Genomic DNA, 19,519 nt, shown 5'->3' with positions numbered 1-19,519 from the left:
AGACTTTGCCGCCCCATGACCACCACGCTTTCTCCCCGTGCCGAACGTTTCTTCCTGCTGACGCTGGCCGGCATCCAGTTCAGCCACGTGCTGGACTTCATGATCATGATGCCGCTCGGGCCGGTCCTGATGGCGGCCTTTGGCATCGGCACGCACGAGTTCGGGCTGCTGGTGGCCTCCTACAGTTTCAGTGCGGCGGTTTCCGGGATACTGGCGGCGACCTTTGTCGACCTGTTCGAGCGCAAGCGGATGCTGCTGGCCAGCTTCACCCTGTTTGCGCTGGCGACGCTGGCTTGCGGCCTGGCGCCGAGTTATTCGATGCTGATGCTGGCGCGCGGTCTGGCCGGGATCTTTGGCGGCATCATGGGTGCACTGGTGCATACGATGATCGGCGATGCCATTCCTTTTTCCCGGCGAGCCAAGGCAAGCGGCATAGTTTCCAGCGCCTTTTCGGTGTCGACGATTGCCGGTGTGCCTTTGTCGCTGTGGCTGGCCAACCATCTCGGCTGGCGGGCGCCGTTCATGTTCATCGCTACGCTGAGCGTGGGCTTTCTGGCCATCGGCCTGCGCTTCCTGCCGGAGTTGCGGCACCACCTGAGCGACGAGAAGCGCGCCCATCTGTTCTCGGCCACCTTCAGCGTGCTGGGTGACAGCAACCATCTGCGCGCCCTGCTGTTTTCGGCGCTGATCATTTTTTCGGGCTTTACGGTCATTCCCTACATCACCGTCTATGCAGTCAATAACGTCGGCATCGCCCAGCAGGACATTCCCATCGTGTATCTGGTCGGCGGTTCTGCCACCTTCATCAGCGCCCGGCTGATCGGGCATTGGGCCGACAAGCACGGCAAGATCGAGGTTTACCGCCGGGTAGCGCTGCTCGCCATGCTGCCCTTGCTGGCCGTCACGCATGTCGGGGTACTGCCGCTATGGATCTGGCTGATCTGTACCACCAGCTTTTTCGTGCTGACCTCGGGGCGGATGATCCCGGCCATGGCGATCATCTCTTCAGCTGCCCAGCCCAAGCTGCGCGGCACTTTCATGTCGCTGAACGGCACCGTGCAATCGCTGGCCATGGGCCTGGCCACCACGCTGGCCGGGTTTGTCACCTCGCTCGATGCCAGCGGCCGCATCGTCGACTACCCCTTGGTCGGCTATGTGGCAGTCGCGGCCAATCTGCTGGCGGTATGGTTTGCCTCCCGCATCGTTATGCACGGGCGGCATGCCTAGGCACGGCAGTCCGAAATCCGGAAGCCGCCTTGTTTACCCGGAAAATACTGTATAAACTACTGTATATCGTATCACCGGAGACGCCGCCATGTGCGGAAGCTACGAACTCAGGGCCAAGGCCAGAGCGCTGAACAGGCAATTCCCGCCGCTTCACCTCGGCCTGCCTGACATGCCCCACAGCGTCGAAATGCAGCCCGCCGAGCCGGTGCTGATGATCACCGCCGGCGCCATCGGCTATCTGGGCAACAAGGCCCGCTGGGGACTGGTCGGGAGTTTTCTCGACCGGGAACCGCGCAGCCCACCGCTCACCATGCCGAGCGAAGGCCTGGTCACCAAACCGTTTTACAGCAAGATCCTGAAGCGAAACCGTTGCCTGATACCGGCCACAGCCTTCCATGAATGGCAGTCGCTGGCTGGCCGCTGGCAGAAAATGCGGATCAGTCACGCCAAGGGAAAAACGCTGATGTTCGCCGGTATTTTTGACCATCACCCGCTGGCCGGAACGACCTGTGCCATCCTGACCACCGCTGCCGATGAAATGCTCGGCGGCATTCAAGCGCGCATGCCGCTCATTCTGGAGCGAGAGGAATGCCAGTTCTGGCTGGAAGACCATGCCGAGTTTCCGGACGAAGCCTTCGAAATGCTTCTGCACAACCCTGCGCCACCGCCGTTGATGATGGAGGCAGTCGTCGAAGAAGCGCCTTCTCCGCAGTTGTCGCTCGCCTTCGCTTAAACTGCTCGCTGACTGCCGATCCGGCAGCGCTAATCGCAACGAAAGTAAGGACATGTTCGACAACCTGGCAGGTTTTTTCATTCAGTGGGGCATCACCGCCCTATCCCTGTGGGGCGCCAGCCTGGTCTTCAAGGGCATCCGCTTTTCCAGTAAATCGTCGCTGATTGTCTCTGCCCTGCTCCTCGGCTTTGCCAATGCCGTTCTCCGCCCGCTGGTGGTCTTTCTGACCCTGCCGCTGACACTGATCACACTCGGCTTTTTCCTGCTGGTCATCAACGCGCTGATGCTGTTGCTGGTCGCCAAAGTGGTCAATGGCTTCACCATCTCCGGCTTCTGGACAGCCTTCTTTGCCAGCATGTTCATTTCCATCCTGGGCATGGCGCTCGGCACGCTGGCACCGAACGCCGAAATGACGATTTACCGCCTGCCCGAGCATGGCTCGGCACAGACAATCTCCATTTAAGTGACCTCAGCATGACTCAAACCAGTTACTGGATTCTGCGCTCCGAACATCGCCTGCTGACGATCACCGGCCATGGGGCGGAGGCGATTTTCCCGTCTGCCCTGCCAGCCGATTTCAAGCATCCGGCCAACGCACTTCCTGTCGGACAACTCAACGGATGCCCATGCTATGCCGCCGATGTCGAGCATCTGCCGGCCATCCCCGGCAGCGAGCCAACGCCGTTGCGCACCATCTTCCAGCTGGCCGGAGCCGAAACCTTCGCGCTGGCCGGTCGCGCCACGCAATTGCTGGACTGGCAGAACAACCACCGTTTCTGCGGCAAATGCGGGACGCCAACAGCCATGAAAACCGGCGAGCAGGCCATGCAATGCCCGGCCTGCGGACTACTGGCCTATCCACGCATCTCCCCGGCGGTGATGGTGCTGGTGCGCGATGGCGACAAACTGCTGCTCGGCCGTAGCCCGCACTTCAAGCCGGGCGTCTTCAGCGCCCTGGCCGGTTTTGTCGAACCCGGCGAAACGCTGGAGGAATGCGCCGCCCGCGAGGTTCGTGAGGAAGTCGGCATCGAGATCGCCAACCTCCGCTATTTCCACAGCCAGCCCTGGCCTTTCCCCAACTCGCTGATGGTCGCCTTCTTCGCCGACTACGCCGGCGGCACGATCACGCCGGATCCGAACGAGATCGAGGCCGCCGACTGGTTCCCGCTCGATGCCCTGCCCCTTCTGCCGGAGCCGATCAGCATCTCGCGACGATTGATCGATACAGCCCGAAAACAGACCGATAACGCTAATAACTAAGCAGGAAACAGCAAAATGACCCGACGCAAAACCAAGCTTCACCACCACCCCACGACTCGCCCGGCCGCACGGGCCAACCTGCTTTTTGTGCATGGCGGCTACGTTGATTCAAGTTGTTGGCAACATAACTTCATCCCGTTTTTCCAGCGCCATGGCTACAACTGCTATGCCGTAGACCTGGCCGGACACGGGGCGAGCGACGGCGGTGAGCGCATCGACGATTTCGGCATCGACGATTACGCCGCCGATGTGGCGCACGCCATCGAGCAGATTGACGGGCCGGCCATCGTCATCGGCCACTCGATGGGTACGATGGTGCTGGATCGCTATCTCGAAAAAGGCGAAGCGATTGCTGCCGCCCTTCTTTCGCCCGTACCCCCGACCGGCACGCTACCCAGCGCAATCAGCTTGACGACCCGCTTTCCCGGTTTCCTGCAAGCCATCGAAAAAGTGCTCAGCGGCCAGAGATCCGATGACATCGAGGAAGTCTTGACCCGCGCCTACTTCGCCAAGGACATGACCGTCCAGGAAGCCAGGCGCTTTATGGAAATTGTCGTGCCTGAATCGCAGAAAGCGATCGCAGAAATGGCAACCGTCTTGATGCAGCGGCCAAAATCGCGGCAGAAACTTCCTGTGCTGGTCATGGGCGGAGAAGAAGACGCGGTATTTTCAAGTTCGATGCTCTATTTCTCAGCCGTGCCATGGCGTGCCGAAGTGCGGCGCTTGCCCAATCTCGGTCATGTCCTGATGCTTGATACACAGTGGGAGTCAGCGGCCAACGCCCTGCTTGAATGGATGGAAAAGCTGCTTCCGGCAAGCGCTTAAGCGATCAACCCAAGCCGTCACACTGGCTTGAGACCGGGTATTAAAGCCTACAGCATCGCTTCACTTGAACGCTGAGCGTCGGCTTTGTTTGAGGCTGAGCGACCTCATCGGGCTGCATGCGTTGGGTTAATCCGCCTGAAGCGCTTTCGCGATCCACACCTTACCCCCGGCGCAAGGCCGATGGCGGCATCCCCCTCAGCCTGAGAAACGCTCGGCGCATGGTTTCCGGGTTGGTGAAGCCGCAGTGGCGGGCGGTGGTTTGCACTGCACCGCCGCTCTCCAACTCGCTGGCGGCGGCTTCGACGCGCAGGCGTTCGACGGCGCGGGCACGATGGATGAACTGCGCTCTGTCCCCGCGGTGCCAGCGAGACTTGAAAACGCTGACCGGTGGTCTGCCTATATCGACCCGAGCATGGGGAGCATAAGAAACCTAGCTGGAATGCACCCTCGCCTTGATAAACAGGCCGGACTGCTCGCTGGATTGGAAAGTATCAAGGCGCAAGACTTTCAACAGGCACCATGCGCCCTTCAGACGCCCCCTGAAGTCAGCGTCGCGACGTCAGGACATAGTACTCAGGCAGCCAATAGTGAATCAGGCCAACTTCGACAGAGCGGCGACGGTGCAGCGCTCAATATTGGCAGCAGCTTCACCAACCCCAAAGAATTCTTGCTTGCCGTCAAGCAACGCCCCTAACGCCAGTACGGATCAACGAATCGCATCTGCATTCGAAATACCTGGTCCGAACTAGAGCATAAACATGCAACTTGGAAAAAGTTGCACCAAGTTGGGGCGTGGCGAAAAGTGCAAACTAATCAATCGTTATATACAGCGACACAAAGCGCTTTACTGTCATGTGCTTAGAATGCATTTGCCAGGTCTGGCACTTCTCTTGCTGAATTCAAGGTAACCAGAATTGAAATTGCAGAGGAACAAGCCAATATGAGAAAACGCAAGAAGTCGTATGCCAAGGCCGACTTGAGTTATCTATCTCGCTTTATGGGGGCTCTTGTCCCAGACCAGAAGCGCCTGGGGGAAATCCAGGCTGTCTATGACAACCTGACTTTGCTTGGTCAGTTGCTCGGGGCAGGTACGGATATCAGCAGCATGCGCCAGGATTTTCAGCACTTGGCGACTGTTCTCCTGGAGCAACTCGCCAAGGAGCACTACAAAAAAGCCGCGCTCAATCTCGGTTCATGTGCGCGGGTGGCCATTGATGTGCTCACGCGCAATCTGTTTGAGCGAACTGCTGACATCGGATTCTTGGCGACTGACACTCAAATTTGCTCATTCGCCGAGGCGGTTGAGGCAAATCCCGAGGTCAAGAACGACCCCGGTTGGCGGTTAGAGCTTCAGAAGCACTTTGCAGAGTACGTCAGTAAATATTCGGTCTATCACAACATCATTCTATTGTCGCCCACCGGCGAAGTTCTGGTTCAGCTTGAAGGTAACAATCCGGTGACCCAGACAACGGACCGATTGCTGGATGACGCATTAACGACAACCGAGGGATATATCGAAGTATCTCGGCCGGTCGACCTGCTTCCCAACGACGCGACTCCCCTGATTTACGCGTACCGGGTCATGTCGAGCGATGGTAGTCACCCGGTCGGCGTGCTGTGTCTGTGTTTTAAATTTCAGGACGAGTGCCAACGAATCTTTGAGAGTCTGGTTGCTGAAGATGACTGGAGCGTTTTAACGCTGCTCGACGCCAACAACACGGTTATTTCAAGTAGTGACCCCTACCAGTTTCCTGTGGGAGCCCGTCTGGAACCCATTGCTGACGATGCCTGCCACATCATTCGCTTTAGTGGCCGCGAATACCTCGCCACCTCGCGTAAAGCGCACCCGTATCAAGGCTATGCGGGACCTGGCTGGGTTGGGCACGCGTTGGCCCCGCTCAATCATGCCTTCGACATATCTGAATCGTTGGAGCTGGAAGGCGTTTCAGAAGACTACATTCAGAGCGTACTCGACGTCTCGACGCTGTTTACCCATGAACTGCGTAATATCCCCGTCCGGGCGGAAACTATCCAACAGGAACTCAATCGGGCCGTATGGAACGGGAATATTTGGCTGGCCCGGGATAACAATGCGCATAACTCGGAGTTTGCCAAGGTGCTTCTACGTGAAATAGGGAGCACCGGTGCCCATACGCGTGATGTGTTTAGCGAAGCGACCGCCAATTTATACAAGACAGTCATTTCATCCGTACTGTTCGATTGCGGAACGCAGGCTGCACTTGCTATCGACATCATGGACCGCAATCTCTACGAGCGCGCTAACGATTGCCGGTGGTGGGCACTGACCAAAGAGTTCCGGCACGAACTGGCTTGCGTCGACCTTGCGGATTCAGAACAGCAGAAGCGCCTGAGGGATATCCTGCGGCGCATCAACTCCCTGTATACGGTTTACAGCAACATGGTCCTTTTTGACCGAAGCGGTCGCGTAGTCGCTCTTTCCAATCCGGCCTATAACGACTGGATAGGGAAGCCAGTGAACGAAAGTTGGGTGCGTGAGACGCTGGGGCTCAAGGAAGCGCAACTTTATTCAGTATCCGATTTCGCGAATAGCGAGTTGTATGCAGGCCATCCTACTTATGTCTTCACCGCCGCCGTGCGAGCGCCGCAAAGTAGTGAACCGGTCGGGGGTATCGCGATTGTGTTCGACTCAACTTCACAATTTAAAGCGATGCTGGACGACGTATTGCCAAGACAAGAAAACGGTGACTTGGTCGAAGGGGCCTTTGCGGTATTTGCCGAAGGTGATGGCAAAGTTGTTGCCAGCACCCATCCGGAAATTGTGCCCTGCACCCGACTGGAAATTGGACGTGAATTCTTGACCATTCAGCCGGGTGACGGTGTCACCAAGATAGTCGAGCATCATGGCAAATACTACGCTGTGGGGTCCTGCATGAGCGCTGGCTATAGGGAATACAGTGCGACCGGCACAGGCAAATCAGTCGGCGTCGTTGCCCTTGTCTTTACGCCGCTGTCGGACAGCATTGCCACTGAACAGCGACGGCCACCACTACGCGCATCCAATAATCGCCTCAGGACAGTGCCAACCCGCGGCGTCGAAACGGTGGATATTGCGAGTTTTTATATTGGTCAAAGCTGGTACGGTCTAAAGCCGTCCTCTGTTATTGCTGCTGTCGATGCCGAACGTTTGACCCCCATGCCAGGAACGTCAGAGTTTGTAGCGGGCTGCTTGATGTTCGACGAACGGGCCATTTCGGTATTTGACCTCTCTTCGATACTAAGCCCCGTCAGGCCGGATGAAGAACGGCGGAAACTGCGAAGTAGCACAGGAAAGCGCCAGATTCTTATCTTGAACTCGCAGCATTACCAGACGCAATTTGGAATTCTGGTGGACAATCTCGCTGAAATCACCGAAATCGCTTCGCATCGCATCGAGCCCGTACCCGGCATGATGTCGGATGGGAATTCGCTAATTGATAGTCTCGTCAAGCCAATGGAAAATGATGCTGAGCGGAGAATTCTCATCGTTCTCTCCACAGAAAAACTCGCGAAGCGCTTTGCGGCGCCTGCTGCGATTACAGTGACGCCTGTGCATCACTCTGTCGATTCATTGCAGCGAATTTGCGCTATAGCTTAGGCGAGGTATTGTTAGTTGGATTTGAGGTCAGAAAGGCGGCTACAAGCCGCCTTTCTTGCGCAAAGACTCAAGGCCACAGCTAACGCCTTACCCTCGTCGCAAGGCTGATGGCGGCATGCCTCTCAGCCTGAGAAAAGCACGACGCATGGTTTCCGGGTTGGTGAAGCCGCAGTGGCGGGCGGTGGTTTGCACTGCGCCGCCATTTTCCAACTCGCTGGCGGCAGCTTCGACGCGCAGACGTTCGACGGCGCGGGCCGGAGAGGTTCCCGTTTCGGCCGTGAAGCTGCGGGCAAAATGACGCGGACTCATGCAGGCGCGGGCGGCGAGGTCTTCGACGCTGAGCGGCTGGTCGAGATGGCTGCGGATGTAGTCGAGCAGTTCGGCAAAACGTCCCCGGCCGCCACTTAATTCAAGCAGCGCCGAGTATTGCGACTGGCCACCGGGGCGCCGGTAATAGACCACCAGTTGGCGGGCGACCTGACGGGCGACCTGCTCGCCAAGATCGGTGGCAATCAGCGCCAGCGCCAGGTCGATACCAGCAGTGATGCCGGCCGATGACCAGACCCGGCCGTCGTTGACGTATATGCGATCCGCCTCCAACTGCACGCCAGGAAAGCGACGGCGGAAATCGTTGCTGCGCTTCCAGTGAGTCGTCACCGTTTTGCCGTCCAGCAGGCCGGCGGCCGCAAAAAGAAAAGCCCCGGAGCAGATGCTGGCCAGCCGCTCGGCCTGGACGGCCCTCGTCCGCAGAAATTCGAGAATAACGGGGTCTTCACTGGCCGCATTGATGCCATGGCCGCCGACTGTCAGCAGCGTGCCGCCCGCCTGGGCGAGCGTATCCGTTGCACCAAAAGATTGGGTCGGCAAGGCGATGCCGGACGAACTGGCAACCAATCCGCCCTGCTGACTGCACAGGCGGACTTGATAGCTGCCCGGCGCCTGTTCGTTGGCCGCCTCAAAAGCAGCGACCGGGCCGGCAACATCGAGTAGCTGAAAATTGGGGTAGAGGACGAACAGCAGGATTTTTTGCATGGCACAAATCGTGGGAAAGTTGTCATTTGAGACATTAATCCTTTTCGGCAAGATGGGAAACACCTAATCAAGCCTGCCAAGGAGAACCCCTATGTCGATCCAGCCTGAGCCTTCCCCACGCGTTGTCATGCGCCGCAATGTCCTGCTGCTTGCCCTGTCGCAGGCGGCAGTGATGACCAGCATCAGCCTCGTGCTGGCTTCTTCGGTGCTGATCGGCGTGCAACTCGCTTCGCCGGCGCTATCGACCTTGCCGCTGGCGCTGCAGTACCTGAGCACGATGCTGGTGCTCTACCCGGTGGCGCGGTTGATCAGCCGCTACGGGCATCGCCCGGTATTTTTCGGTGGGGCGCTGTTGGGCGCACTGGGTTTGGCGATCGCGGCGGCCGGTATCTGGCTGGGCAATTTTGTGCTGTTCGCCCTGGCTGGTGGGCTGATCGGCATTTTCAACGCGGTCAGCCAGTACTACCGCTTTGCTGCCGCCGACGCGGTGCCGGTTGAGCGACGGAGTTCAGCCATTTCCCTGACCTTGAGTGGCGGCGTGCTGGCGGCGCTGGCCGGCCCGAGCCTGGCCCGGTGGACCAAGGATGCGCTGCAGCCAGCCTTTGCCGCCAGTTTTCTGGCCCTGGTGGGCGTTGCCCTGCTCGCCGCCTGGCTGGCGACCCGTTTGCGCCTGGCGCCACCGGCAGTGACCGATCAGCAGCGCCCGCCGGCACCGTTCGCCCCGCTCCTGCGCCAGCCGGATTTCCTGCTGGCGGTAGTCGTCGGTGTCGTCGGCTATGCCTTGATGAACCTGCTAATGACGGCAACGCCGCTGGCGATGATGTGCAGCCACCTTGGCTTTGCCGAGACGGCGACGGTAATTCAGTGGCACGTCGTCGCGATGTTTGCGCCCTCCTTCTTCACCGGGGCATTGATCCAGCGGATTGGCGTGCTGCCGGTGATGTTGCTGGGTGGCGCTGGCCTGCTCGGTTGCATCGCGGTCGCGGTTAACGGCGACAGCCTGCCGCATTTCGAACTGGCGCTGATCATGCTCGGCATCGGCTGGAATTTCCTTTACGTCGGTGCCACGACGCGTCTGGTCGAAATCTGCCCGCCCGAGCAGAAAGCCCGCGTCCAGGCGTTTAACGACAGCCTGGTCTTTCTCGCCATTGCCGGTGTGACCTTCAGTTCAGGCAGCCTGGTCGACCGCTTCGGCTGGCCGGCACTGAATCTCTACGCCGCAATTCCGGTGCTGCTGATCATGCTGGCGATCCTCGGTCGCTGGCTTGCGACAGGGCGCCGGCAATGGCGGGTCGCATGAGTTGCTTCCCGTCGCCCCACCGTTCAGCGCCGGTTTTCCCATTTGCTAACGCGTCGCAATTGCAAAAACTTGGGCCAGATCATCAAAAGCTGATGTGATCCGGCGTAAAGTAACGCTCGGCCCGGCACCTGCCGGGCATAGCGCAACGCCAGAACCCATTGAACGTGACTACTTCTTCATCCGCCGCCAACGCCATTCTGCTCGTTGGCCACCCCAACGTCGGCAAATCGGTCCTTTTTCACCGCCTGACCGGCGCCTACGTTAACGTTTCGAACTACCCCGGCACCACCGTCGAAGTCACCCGGGCCAGCGCCCGCTTCGACCGCGAGGCGATGCTGCTCGACACACCCGGCGTGCTGGCCCTGCCGTCGCGCAGCGATGACGAACGGGCGACCATGCGCGCCCTGCTCAACGAGTCGTCGCGCTGCCTGGTTCAGGTCGGCGATGCCAAGAATCTGCGCCGGACGCTGACCTTGACCGCCCTGCTGGCCGAACTCGGCCTGCCCATGGTGCTGGCGCTGAACATGCACGACGAGGCGGCCGCCCGTGGCGTCATGGTCGACATCCCGGCGCTGTCCGAAGAACTGGGCATCCCGGTGCTGGCGACCGTGGCCACCGGCGGCGAAGGCATCGGCGAACTGACCCACGGCCTCGGCCACGCCCAGCGAGCCGAAGCCCTGCTCCGCTACGACCCGGAAATCGAAGCTGACATCGAGCGCATGGCCGACGCCATTAGCCGCTACGCGCCGCACCCGCAAATGGCCGCCCGTGGGCTGGCCATTCTTTATCTGGGCGGCGATTCGGTCGTCGCCGACTGGCTGGCCGGGCATGCCGGCGACAAGCTGCCGCAACTCGAAGCGCTCCGCCAGTCTGCCACCGAACGGGCCGAGGGCGATCTCCCCGCGCTGCTTGCGCGCGAACGCACCGAAGCCGCCGATACCCTGGCCGCCAGCGTGATCCAGCGTGCCGTCAAAAGCAGTCCCTTGCTGTCGCAACGGATTGGCCAGTATGTCGTGCATCCACTGTGGGGCGTGCCCATCCTGCTCGCCGTGCTCTACGCGGTCTATCAGTTCGTCGGCGTCTTTGGCGCCAGCGTGCTGGTCGGCCTGATGGAGAAGGATCTGTTCGAAGGCATTCTCAATCCGGCCTTCACCAATCTGGTCAACGCCGTCGTAACCGCGCCCTGGCTCAGCGAATTGCTGGTCGGCCAGTACGGCCTGTGGACCATGGGCATGACCTACGCGCTGGCGCTGATCCTGCCCATCGTCACCACCTTCTTCTTCGCCTTCGGCGTGCTCGAGGATTCCGGCTATCTACCGCGCCTGACCGTGATCGCCAACCGCCTGTTCGCACTGATCGGCCTGAACGGCCGCGCCGTACTGCCGATGGTCCTTGGCCTCGGCTGCGTGACGATGGCGACGCTGACCACGCGCATCCTGCACAGCCCACGCGAACGGCTGATCACCATCTTCCTGCTCGCCCTGGCCATCCCCTGCTCGGCGCAACTGGGCGTCGTGCTCGGCATGCTCGGCGGCGTCTCGTTCGCAGCCGTCGTCGTCTGGGCCATCGCCATGGTCGGCATCCTGCTGCTGGCCGGTTTCCTGGCGGCCAAGCTGATCCCCGGCCGGCGCATCCCGCTGGTCACCGAACTGCCGCCGATGCGCCTGCCGATCATCGCCAATGTGCTGAAGAAGACCGGCGGCCGGCTGAAGTGGTATCTGATCGAGGTCATTCCCCTGTTCCTGCTCGGCACCTTCATCATGTATGCGCTGGACAAGAGCGGCGCCCTGCCCGCCATCATCGAAGCCGGCGAACCGCTGGTGTCCGGCTGGCTCGGCTTGCCCAAGGAGGCCTCTGCTGCCTTCGTGATGGGTTTCCTGCGCCGCGACTTCGGCGCCACTGGCCTGTTCACGATGGCGCACAGCCTGAGCCCGATTCAGGCCGTCGTCGGCATGATCACCATCACCCTGTTCATCCCCTGCTTCGCCAGCCTGATGATGATGGTCAAGGAACAAGGCACCAAGGTCGCGCTCGGCATGGTCGCGGTGATCGTGCCCTTCGCCTTCTTCATCGGCGGCCTGTTCAACCTTCTTCTCCGAGCCATCTGGTCATGAGCCCCGCCCACGAAGCCCGCCTGCCCCTCGCCTTCATTCCGCCCGGCAGCGAAGTCCGCCTCGCCGCACTGGGCGAGGAAATCGACGCTTTGCAGCGCGAACAGCTGACCGCCTACGGCCTGGCCGAGAACCGCCCGATCCGGGTGCTCCAACAGCGGCCAATGACCGTCATCCTGGCCGACGAAGTGGAACTGGCACTCGAACATGCGGTGGCCCGGCATATCTGGGTGGAAAAGCTGCCAACCACCGTTTAACGCGAGGCTGACTGCCTTAGCGACCCAGCGCGAAACTGCTTTTCTCGACGACGCTGGCCGCCGCATCCTGCCTGGCGGCGATACGGAAACTGATCGGCTGAATACCGCCCAGCGTGCCATCGCCCGGGGCCGAAACGGTCAGCGATACCGCCCGGATGCTGCCCGGCTCAAGCGCAAACTCACGCTCACCTACGATCTCCAATCCCGGCAGCCCGTACACCTCGACCGTGAAGTCACGTGGCGCTTCGACCAGGTTCATCAGTTTCAGCGTGTAGGCATTTTCAATTCGCCCCTCCGCCGTCTCCCGCAGCAGGGCGCCCCGGTCGCGCAACACATCGACCAGCAAGAGCGGGCGCTTGGCGGCGGTCAGCGCGAAAAATCCGGCAAAAATCACCAATAGCCCGGCGTAGACCGCCACCCGTGGCCGCTCTCGCCAGCCTTGGGCTTTAGGGCGCCCGGCCAGCTCGCGCTCCGAAGCAAAGCGGATCAGCCCCGTCGGCGAACCAATCTTCAGCATCACCTCGTCGCAGGCATCGACACACAGCCCGCAATTGATGCACTGGTATTGCAGGCCATCGCGAATGTCGATGCCGGTCGGGCAGACCTGCACGCAGATGCCGCAATCGATGCAATCGCTGCGCTGCTGGTCGTAGCTGACCGAGGCGGTGGTCTCATCGAACATCACCCCCTGAAACCGCGAATAGGGACACATGTGCTGGCAAACCGCCTCACGGGCCAGACCGGCCTGCACGTAGGTGAAAGCCGCATAGAAAATCAGCCAGAAACCCTCCCAGGGGCCGACATCCCAATTCAAAATCGAGGGGACTAGCTGGCGAATCGGCGTGAAATAGCCGACGAAGCTGATCGCCGTCCATGCCGCCAGCACCAGCCATAGCCCATGCTTGATCGAGCGCAGCAGGATCTTGCGCCCGCTGAGCGGGCTTTGATCGAGCTTGAGGCGGGCCAGATGATCGCCCTCCACCTTGGCCTCGATCCAGCTGAAGATCATCGTATAAACCGTTTGCGGGCAGGCGAAGCCGCAAAACAGCCGCCCGGCCATGGCCGTGACCAGAAACAGCCCGGTCGCTGCCAGAATCAGCACGATGGCCAGCAGCAACGCGTCCTGCGGCCAGAGCACGAGGCCGAACAGATAGAACTTCTCGTGCGCAATATCGAACAGCACGGCCTGCCGGGTCAGTCCGTTGCTCTCCCAGCTCAGCCAGCAGCCGCCGTAAAAAACAATCTGGGTCAGCCAGACGATCACCCAGCGCAGGGTATTGAAGCGGCCGCTGGTCGCCTTGGCGTGGATTTTCCCTTTCTTGCGGTAAAGCTCCAGCTTGGCAGCCCGAACCTTGCTGACGGATTGATTCATTTTGGTGTTTCCCATGGCTACGACAGGGAAGCGAGTAAAACACCGGGGCGCCGATAGAAACAGTTTCAGATAAACGAATTTCTTATAGGAACAGATTTAAACCCTCCGATATCTGTGCCTATCGAAAACAAGCTTTTCTGTTTCTGTGCACAAATCACGGAACTGAAACAATACGCCGATCAATTTCCACCCTGAAAAAACACCATGAGCGCTGCCACCCTTGCCTTGGACATGCCCCCCAGCCAGCCACTCGCCAGCGGACGAATCCCTGGCAACAAGGGAATCTGGGTCGGCATTTGCTGCGAATTTGTCGAGTTCCTGGTGCTCTTCATCGTCTACTTTGTCGCCCGCTCGCATTTTCCGGAATCCTTCGAGCAAGGGGCCGACCGCCTTTCACGCCTATCGGGAACGCTCATTACCTTGCTGATGGTGACCAGCAGCTTCTTCATTGCCTGCTCGGTCAACACCATGCGCGCCGGGCAGCGCCATCGCTCCATCTACTGGCTGATCGCCGGCCTGATCGTGGCGCTCGGCTATCCCGTGGCTAAAGTGCTGGAGATCAACTGGAACTTGGCGCACGGCATCAATGGCGAATCCGGCATCTTCTTCACGGTTTATTACTACCTCACCTTCAACCATCTGGTGCACGCCACCTGGGGCATCCTCGGCATGCTTTGGGTGCTCGCCCGCCATCTGGCCGGCGGCTACAGCAGCGACGATTATGTCGGCCTCGAAGCGCTGGCCAGCTACTGGCACGCCACCGACATCATCTGGCTGGTCATTTTCCCTTTCTTCTACGTCCTGGCCTGAATCATGAACACAAGCAACGCGACACCTGCCGCCAATCTTCGCCCACTCGCCACCGCCTGGCTGGTACTGGTCGCCCTCACCTTGCTCAGCCTCGGGCTGGGTCAATGGTTTCACGGCGCCCCATGGATGCCCTTACTGGTCGCCGCCATCGTCTGGATCAAGGGGCTGCTGATCGCCCGTCAATTCATCGAGGCCAGGCTGGCCCACGCCTTTATTGCCCGGGTACTCCGGGGTTTTATCGCCTTTACGCCCATTGCACTGGTGCTGACCGCCTTCTTCGGCAGTCAGTTTGCCCGCTGGGCCAGCTTATAACTGGGCAGCAACCAGCTGGCCGAGCGTGGCAATCGCCGCCTGCTGCTCCGGCGAATCCGGATGACCAAAGTTGAGGCGCAGGCGGTTGGCAAACTCGCGCTTGGCCGAAAAAATCGGGCCGGGTGCGGTGCTGATGCCGCGCTCCAGGGCCTGCCGATGCAACAACAGCGCATCGACCGAACGGGGTAACTCCAGCCAGAGAAAATAGCCGCCCAGCGGCCGGGCCAGACGGGTGCCGGCCGGAAAATGCTGCTCGACCGCAGCGGTGACCGCGGCCTCCTGATTGGCCAGCGTACGGCGCAGGTGGCGCAGATGATTCTCGTAGCCGCCATGTTTCAGGTAGTCGGCCAGCGCGATCTGCACCGGCACCGTGGTCGCCAGACTGGTCGATAGCTTCTGACGCTGAATGGCCTTGGCGTAACGGCCGGCCGCCACCCAGCCGAGGCGATAACCAGGCGCCAGGCACTTGGAAAAAGACGAGACGTGCATGACCAGCCCGGCCTGGTCTTCGGCCTTGCTGCACAACGGTGCCTGCGGGCCAAAATAAAGCTCGGCATAGACATCGTCCTCGATCAGCGGCACATCGTGGCGCTGCAACAGGGCCAGCAGCGCCTTTTTGCGCGCATCCGAAACCAGGCTGCCCTGCGGATTGGCAAAGTTCAGCATGAACAGACAGGCCTTGATCGGGTGCTGCTGCAAGGCTTCTTCCAGCGCCGGCAGGCTGATTCCCTCACGCGGATGGGTCGGAATTTCGATGACCTTGAGCCCGAGCCGTTCGCTGGCTTGCAGGCCGGCGTAAAAAGTTGGCGATTCGATGGCAATCAGGTCGCCCGGCCGGGTGACGGCCTGCAGACACAGGTTCAGCCCCTCCATCGCCCCGGAAGTGATGATGATCTCCTGCGGCGCGACGGTTGCACCGTGCGCCAGATAACGCAGGGCGATTTGCCGACGCAGTTCCTCGTTGCCGGGCGGCAGATCGGTTACGGTCGCCAGCGGGTCCAGCTTGCGCGCGGCATTGGCCAGGAAGCGCCCGAGCTTGGCGAGCGGAAACAGGTAAGGACTGGGAAAACTGGAACCGAGCGGCACCACCGCGGGGTCCTTGACGCTTTCGAGAATCTGGAAAATGAAATCGCTGACCTCAAGCTGCGTCGAGTCGCCGAGTGGCTGCGTCATTTCCGGCTCGGGCAGGCGTTGGCCCAAGCGTGCACGAACGAAATAACCGGACTTCGGCCGCGCTTCGATCAAGCCCCGGCTTTCCAGCAAGTAATAGGCTTGGGTCACCGTTACCGGGCTGACATCATGGCTGCGGCAGGCCTGGCGCACGGAAGGCAGGCGATCACCGGGACGCAGCACGCCATCGGCAATGAGTTTTTCTGTCTGCTCGGCAAGATCCTGATAGCGGCTCATGGATGGATGTTATCAGCCCGTTGCGGCGAGATTGATTTTACTGTTCTGGTCAGCACCGCTCTCCTCGCCTAGAATGGAAGTTCAGGCAAGCCAGCCGATTTTCGCCAGCCAGCCTCCCGATACCACGACCTCCGGAGAACGCCATGAAGGGCGACAAGAAAATCATCGACATTCTGAACGATCTGCTGACCGGCGAACTGACTGCCGTCGATCAATACCTGATCCACGGTGAAATGTATGCCGACATGGGCCTGACCCAACTGGCCGAGAAGTCGATCCACGAATCCGATCATGAACGCCAGCATGCGCGCGCCCTGATCCAGCGCATCCTCTTCCTCGAAGGCAAGCCCGACCTCAGCAAGCGCGATGCCCTGAAGATCGGCAAGACCGTGCCGGATATGCTGAAATCCGACCTGGCGCTGGAATACAAGGTGGACGGCGATCTGAAGAAAGCCATGGCCGCCTGCGAAAAGGCCCAGGATTACGTCAGCCGCGACATGCTCGGCGTTCAGCTGGAAGATACCGAAATGGATCACGCCTACTTCCTCGAAAAGCAGATGAAACTGATCGAGCTGGTCGGCCTGCAAAACTACCTGCAGAGCCAGATGGGCTCCGGCAACCCGGCTTAAGGAGCGACCATGAAAGGCGACAAGAAAGTCATCGAAGCCCTGAACAAGGTGCTGAAGAACGAGCTGACCTCGATCAACCAGTATTTCCTGCATGCCCGCATGTTCCGCAACTGGGGCCTGGAAAAGCTCAACGACTACCAGTACAAGCAGTCGATCCGCGTCATGAAGGAAGCTGACGAAGTGATCGAACGCGTCCTTTTCCTCGAAGGCCTGCCCAACCTGCAAAACCTCGGCAAGCTGCTAATCGGCGAAGATGTGGTCGAGTGCCTGCAGGGCGACCTGAAATACGAGCGTGAAATCCAGCGCCCGTTGCTTGTCGAATCCATTGCCCTGTGCGAAGAGCTGCAGGATTACGTCAGCCGCGACCTGCTCGAAGAACTGCTCGAACATTGCGAAGAAGCCATCGACTGGCTGGAAACCCAACAAAGCCTGATCGAGAATGTGACCCTGCCGAACTATCTGCAGGCCCACATGGAGCCGGGCGGCGACTAATCCCTCACGCCTCCCGTGCCAGCCGCAGCGAATGCTGCGGCTTTTTTTACACCTGAATCATGGGCAAGTCGCCGGATCGCTGGCGTAGGTATCCAGACCAAGACTACGCAGGCGCTCCAGATAGCAGCCATAGTGCTTTTGCCAGGCAAAAGCATGATCGTCAGCGAGCAGCCCGGGCAGGTTGGTCAAATCGATTTCGGCCACCTGCAGGCGCTCCCCGCCGGTCGCCTGGAGCAGGCCTTCGACCAGCAGCATGTCGGACAGCAACCAGGCCAGATGCCCAGAACCACCAAGCTCGGCGGCCGTTTCCTCCTGACTCAGGCGAGCCAGACGTTCGATGGCCGAAGTCAGTTCAGCGCGTTGGAAACCTTTTTCCTCGCTGCTTGCCGCCGATAGTTTGCGAATAGCCGGCAACACGCCACGGCTGACCGGGCGACTGATCGCCGTCATGCTGACTGGTTCAGGCAACGCGCTGGCAACCCCGGTCAGCTTTTCGGCCAGCAGGCTGCGCGCCATCGCCAGTTCGTCGCCGGTCATTGGCTGCAGGGTGCAGGGCGTCGATTCCGAATTGCGTATTTCCCGACAAAGGTGACGGTGCCAGACCTTCTGGCCCAGTGTTTCGCCGAATGAGGTCTGATCCCCGGCAATTTGCAGGCTGCCACCACCGATATCGAGCACATGCGTCGTTTTCAGGGCGTCCCCAAGCAGTTGGCGCGCCCCGAAATAGCCGTAGGCCCCTTCCTTCAATTGCGGGATGACCAGAACCGCCACCCCACTCGCTGACCAGATTCTCTCCAGAAGACGGGACAGATCGCCCGCCCCCTGCGCCATGGCGAGCCGCCAGGCCGAAAAACCTCCGCCAACACGCTCACATTCCGGTGAAAACCCCGCTTTCTCCGGCAAATCACGGAGTGCCGTGATCGTTGGCGCCACCGTTTCTTCCAGGCCATGCCCGGCCCACAACGGAGCAAGGTAATCGATATCGCCACGCGCCGTGACGCTGCTGTTGTCAGCACCGGCCCGAATACCGGAGGAACCGATATCGAATGCGACGCGACAAGGCCCTTCTGCCGCAGCCGTTGTCGCCAGCAGGGTAAAAACCAGCCCGGCAAGGAGGCGTCGCGCGATCAAAGGTGCAGGTACCCCATCACACCGGCCAGCACGCCCAGACCGGTCGAGCCATAAACACCAACCAGGAGCCAGCGCTTGCGGGTCAGCAGGGTAATCGCCGCCAAAGCGATGGAGATTTGCAACAAGGTCGTGGCCAGCGCCCAGCGCTCATGCACGTGCATTTCCGCCTCGCTGTGGTGGTCGGCTTCCTTGGCCGCCGCTTCAAGCTTGTCCGCCTCGGCCTTGATTTCCTCTTTTTCCTTCTTGTAGCGCTCGACGGCGTCCTTGAATTTCTGCTGGTCTTCGCCCGTCGTCAGCGTGACCGACAATTCGGCCAGATTCTGCTTGTTGCTCTTGGCCTGGTAATAATTCCACTGATTGGAAGCTGATGTTTTCTGGATCGCCGCCTCATTCTTGTAAAGCAGCGCCGCATTCTGCGAATGGCCGCCCATGTAGCCAAAAATGGCGCCCACCGTAGAAAGGATTGCCGTCAGCACCGCCAGGCGTGATGTGAAACTGTCACCGCCATGCTGGGCAACGTGCTCAACCTCGTGATCGTGCGGTCCATGGACATGAAAACCGTGCTCTGACATATTGATTTCTCCTTGTATCTGCTGGGGACCACGCAAAGTGGCAGGGCGAATTCTAGCGCCACCAGCATAATATTTTCGGGAAAAACAAAAAGCGTATTGACATTCATTCTCATTTAAATAGAATGAGAATTGTTCTCAACCAATACCGTTCGTGGAGTCCCGTTCATGTACGTATGCGTCTGCCAGGCAGTCACCGACCGCCAGATTCGTGAAGCCGCCCAAGGCGGTGCCCGCACGCTGAAGGATCTGCGCCGAGATCTCGGCGTGACCCGCGATTGTGGCCGCTGCGCTTCCTGCGCGCACGACTGCCTGCGTGAAGTTCATGGTGATTCGGCCAAACCCGGCAAGGCCACGCGCCGCGCCGCCTGATTTTCACAAACAGTTGTCAGCATGAACAACGGGAGCCGATTGGCTCCCGTTTTGTTTTACACCC

General features: G+C 60.0%; 21 protein-coding genes. 15 read left to right on the top strand and 6 right to left on the bottom strand.

What is annotated here, in order from left to right; all coding sequences use genetic code 11:
- The first annotated feature begins 15 nt into the window (after nt 1-15).
- The 5 genes from DARO_RS05595 (at nt 16) to DARO_RS05575 (ending at nt 4,045) form a co-directional block, all read left to right on the top strand.
- A complete protein-coding gene (locus DARO_RS05595) occupies nt 16-1,227 on the top strand; it encodes an MFS transporter (RefSeq protein ID WP_011286842.1) in 1,212 nt (403 codons plus the stop codon).
- 88 nt (nt 1,228-1,315) lie between these two features.
- Nucleotides 1,316-1,960 carry an SOS response-associated peptidase family protein gene (locus DARO_RS21575; protein WP_011286841.1) on the top strand — a complete coding sequence of 215 codons (645 nt, stop codon included), beginning with the start codon at nt 1,316-1,318 and terminating at the stop codon, nt 1,958-1,960.
- A gap of 52 nt (nt 1,961-2,012) precedes the next feature.
- A complete protein-coding gene (locus DARO_RS05585; protein WP_011286840.1) occupies nt 2,013-2,423 on the top strand; it encodes a phage holin family protein in 411 nt (136 codons plus the stop codon).
- 11 nt (nt 2,424-2,434) lie between these two features.
- Nucleotides 2,435-3,220 (top strand): NAD(+) diphosphatase, encoded by a 786-nt coding sequence (nudC, locus tag DARO_RS05580; protein ID WP_011286839.1) that lies wholly within the window; start codon nt 2,435-2,437, stop codon nt 3,218-3,220.
- A gap of 15 nt (nt 3,221-3,235) precedes the next feature.
- Entirely contained in the window at nt 3,236-4,045 is an 810-nt protein-coding gene (locus tag DARO_RS05575; RefSeq protein ID WP_011286838.1) for an alpha/beta fold hydrolase, read from the top strand.
- A gap of 160 nt (nt 4,046-4,205) precedes the next feature.
- Here DARO_RS05575 and DARO_RS23270 read toward each other — a convergent pair whose 3' ends face one another.
- On the bottom strand, nt 4,206-4,310 hold the full coding sequence (locus DARO_RS23270) for a hypothetical protein (RefSeq protein WP_497463030.1): 105 nt from the start codon (nt 4,308-4,310) through the stop codon (nt 4,206-4,208).
- On the opposite strand from DARO_RS23270, the gene DARO_RS05570 reads away from it, so the two are divergent.
- Together DARO_RS05570 and DARO_RS05565 are read left to right on the top strand one after the other, a co-directional pair.
- Nucleotides 4,305-4,739, top strand: a complete 435-nt coding sequence (locus DARO_RS05570) for a hypothetical protein (RefSeq protein ID WP_041224232.1) — start codon at nt 4,305-4,307, stop codon at nt 4,737-4,739. The genes DARO_RS23270 and DARO_RS05570 overlap by 6 nt on opposite strands.
- A gap of 246 nt (nt 4,740-4,985) precedes the next feature.
- Nucleotides 4,986-7,661 (top strand): chemotaxis protein CheW, encoded by a 2,676-nt coding sequence (locus DARO_RS05565; protein WP_011286836.1) that lies wholly within the window; start codon nt 4,986-4,988, stop codon nt 7,659-7,661.
- Nucleotides 7,662-7,748: 87 nt separating this feature from the next.
- Here DARO_RS05565 and DARO_RS05560 read toward each other — a convergent pair whose 3' ends face one another.
- A complete protein-coding gene (locus tag DARO_RS05560; RefSeq protein WP_041224231.1) occupies nt 7,749-8,693 on the bottom strand; it encodes a GlxA family transcriptional regulator in 945 nt (314 codons plus the stop codon).
- A 91-nt stretch (nt 8,694-8,784) separates the two neighbouring features.
- Here DARO_RS05560 and DARO_RS05555 point away from each other — a divergent pair, with 91 nt between their 5' ends.
- From DARO_RS05555 to DARO_RS05545, 3 genes are all read left to right on the top strand, one after another.
- Nucleotides 8,785-9,993: an MFS transporter gene (locus DARO_RS05555; protein ID WP_011286834.1), complete on the top strand. Its 1,209-nt coding sequence runs from the start codon at nt 8,785-8,787 to the stop codon at nt 9,991-9,993.
- A 164-nt stretch (nt 9,994-10,157) separates the two neighbouring features.
- Complete coding sequence (gene feoB / locus DARO_RS05550) at nt 10,158-12,107, top strand: ferrous iron transport protein B (protein WP_011286833.1); 1,950 nt, start codon at nt 10,158-10,160, stop codon at nt 12,105-12,107.
- Nucleotides 12,104-12,361 (top strand): FeoA family protein, encoded by a 258-nt coding sequence (locus DARO_RS05545; protein WP_011286832.1) that lies wholly within the window; start codon nt 12,104-12,106, stop codon nt 12,359-12,361. Before feoB ends, DARO_RS05545 begins: the two co-directional genes overlap by 4 nt.
- A 16-nt stretch (nt 12,362-12,377) precedes the next feature.
- Here the strand turns inward: DARO_RS05545 and ccoG are convergent, their stop codons facing one another.
- Entirely contained in the window at nt 12,378-13,733 is a 1,356-nt protein-coding gene (ccoG, locus tag DARO_RS05540) for a cytochrome c oxidase accessory protein CcoG (protein WP_011286831.1), read from the bottom strand.
- A gap of 204 nt (nt 13,734-13,937) precedes the next feature.
- On the opposite strand from ccoG, the gene DARO_RS05535 reads away from it, so the two are divergent.
- Together DARO_RS05535 and DARO_RS05530 are read left to right on the top strand one after the other, a co-directional pair.
- Nucleotides 13,938-14,543: a cytochrome c oxidase subunit 3 family protein gene (locus tag DARO_RS05535; RefSeq protein WP_011286830.1), complete on the top strand. Its 606-nt coding sequence runs from the start codon at nt 13,938-13,940 to the stop codon at nt 14,541-14,543.
- Nucleotides 14,544-14,546: 3 nt separating this feature from the next.
- The gene (locus DARO_RS05530; RefSeq protein WP_011286829.1) at nt 14,547-14,855 is read left to right on the top strand and encodes a hypothetical protein; all 309 of its coding nucleotides are present in this window, start codon (nt 14,547-14,549) and stop codon (nt 14,853-14,855) included.
- On the opposite strand, the gene DARO_RS05525 is transcribed toward DARO_RS05530, so the two are convergent.
- Nucleotides 14,850-16,262, bottom strand: a complete 1,413-nt coding sequence (locus tag DARO_RS05525) for an aminotransferase-like domain-containing protein (RefSeq protein WP_011286828.1) — start codon at nt 16,260-16,262, stop codon at nt 14,850-14,852. The two genes, DARO_RS05530 and DARO_RS05525, sit on opposite strands and share 6 nt — an antisense overlap.
- A 143-nt stretch (nt 16,263-16,405) precedes the next feature.
- Between DARO_RS05525 and bfr (DARO_RS05520) the strand changes: the two genes are divergently transcribed.
- Together bfr (DARO_RS05520) and bfr (DARO_RS05515) are read left to right on the top strand one after the other, a co-directional pair.
- Nucleotides 16,406-16,891: a bacterioferritin gene (gene bfr, locus DARO_RS05520; protein ID WP_011286827.1), complete on the top strand. Its 486-nt coding sequence runs from the start codon at nt 16,406-16,408 to the stop codon at nt 16,889-16,891.
- Nucleotides 16,892-16,900: 9 nt separating this feature from the next.
- Nucleotides 16,901-17,383: a bacterioferritin gene (gene bfr, locus DARO_RS05515; RefSeq protein ID WP_011286826.1), complete on the top strand. Its 483-nt coding sequence runs from the start codon at nt 16,901-16,903 to the stop codon at nt 17,381-17,383.
- 57 nt (nt 17,384-17,440) lie between these two features.
- Here bfr (DARO_RS05515) and DARO_RS05510 read toward each other — a convergent pair whose 3' ends face one another.
- Nucleotides 17,441-18,514, bottom strand: coding sequence for a Ppx/GppA phosphatase family protein (locus DARO_RS05510; RefSeq protein ID WP_011286825.1), 1,074 nt, complete (start codon nt 18,512-18,514; stop codon nt 17,441-17,443).
- Nucleotides 18,511-19,086: a DUF4337 domain-containing protein gene (locus DARO_RS05505; RefSeq protein ID WP_011286824.1), complete on the bottom strand. Its 576-nt coding sequence runs from the start codon at nt 19,084-19,086 to the stop codon at nt 18,511-18,513. The genes DARO_RS05510 and DARO_RS05505 overlap by 4 nt, the downstream gene beginning before the upstream one ends.
- 165 nt (nt 19,087-19,251) lie before the next feature.
- Here DARO_RS05505 and DARO_RS05500 point away from each other — a divergent pair, with 165 nt between their 5' ends.
- A complete protein-coding gene (locus tag DARO_RS05500; protein WP_011286823.1) occupies nt 19,252-19,455 on the top strand; it encodes a (2Fe-2S)-binding protein in 204 nt (67 codons plus the stop codon).
- Nucleotides 19,456-19,519 lie beyond the last annotated feature (64 nt).

It is taken from the genome of Dechloromonas aromatica RCB (assembly GCF_000012425.1).
This window is presented reverse-complemented; position numbering and strand designations above follow the sequence as displayed.

Bases quoted from the DNA above. Each gene is read 5' to 3' on its own strand.
- DARO_RS05555 (WP_011286834.1), top strand. From the start codon at position 8,785: ATGTCGATCCAGCCTGAGCCTTCCCCACGCGTTGTCATGCGCCGCAAT.
- DARO_RS05525 (WP_011286828.1), bottom strand. From the start codon at position 16,262: ATGAGCCGCTATCAGGATCTTGCCGAGCAGACAGAAAAACTCATTGCC.
- DARO_RS21575 (WP_011286841.1), top strand. From the start codon at position 1,316: ATGTGCGGAAGCTACGAACTCAGGGCCAAGGCCAGAGCGCTGAACAGG.
- DARO_RS05505 (WP_011286824.1), bottom strand. From the start codon at position 19,086: ATGTCAGAGCACGGTTTTCATGTCCATGGACCGCACGATCACGAGGTT.
- DARO_RS05585 (WP_011286840.1), top strand. From the start codon at position 2,013: ATGTTCGACAACCTGGCAGGTTTTTTCATTCAGTGGGGCATCACCGCC.
- bfr (WP_011286826.1), top strand. From the start codon at position 16,901: ATGAAAGGCGACAAGAAAGTCATCGAAGCCCTGAACAAGGTGCTGAAG.
- bfr (WP_011286827.1), top strand. From the start codon at position 16,406: ATGAAGGGCGACAAGAAAATCATCGACATTCTGAACGATCTGCTGACC.
- DARO_RS05535 (WP_011286830.1), top strand. From the start codon at position 13,938: ATGAGCGCTGCCACCCTTGCCTTGGACATGCCCCCCAGCCAGCCACTC.
- DARO_RS05565 (WP_011286836.1), top strand. From the start codon at position 4,986: ATGAGAAAACGCAAGAAGTCGTATGCCAAGGCCGACTTGAGTTATCTA.
- DARO_RS05595 (WP_011286842.1), top strand. From the start codon at position 16: ATGACCACCACGCTTTCTCCCCGTGCCGAACGTTTCTTCCTGCTGACG.
- DARO_RS05530 (WP_011286829.1), top strand. From the start codon at position 14,547: ATGAACACAAGCAACGCGACACCTGCCGCCAATCTTCGCCCACTCGCC.
- DARO_RS05545 (WP_011286832.1), top strand. From the start codon at position 12,104: ATGAGCCCCGCCCACGAAGCCCGCCTGCCCCTCGCCTTCATTCCGCCC.
- DARO_RS05560 (WP_041224231.1), bottom strand. From the start codon at position 8,693: ATGCAAAAAATCCTGCTGTTCGTCCTCTACCCCAATTTTCAGCTACTC.
- nudC (WP_011286839.1), top strand. From the start codon at position 2,435: ATGACTCAAACCAGTTACTGGATTCTGCGCTCCGAACATCGCCTGCTG.
- DARO_RS05500 (WP_011286823.1), top strand. From the start codon at position 19,252: ATGTACGTATGCGTCTGCCAGGCAGTCACCGACCGCCAGATTCGTGAA.
- ccoG (WP_011286831.1), bottom strand. From the start codon at position 13,733: ATGAATCAATCCGTCAGCAAGGTTCGGGCTGCCAAGCTGGAGCTTTAC.
- DARO_RS05575 (WP_011286838.1), top strand. From the start codon at position 3,236: ATGACCCGACGCAAAACCAAGCTTCACCACCACCCCACGACTCGCCCG.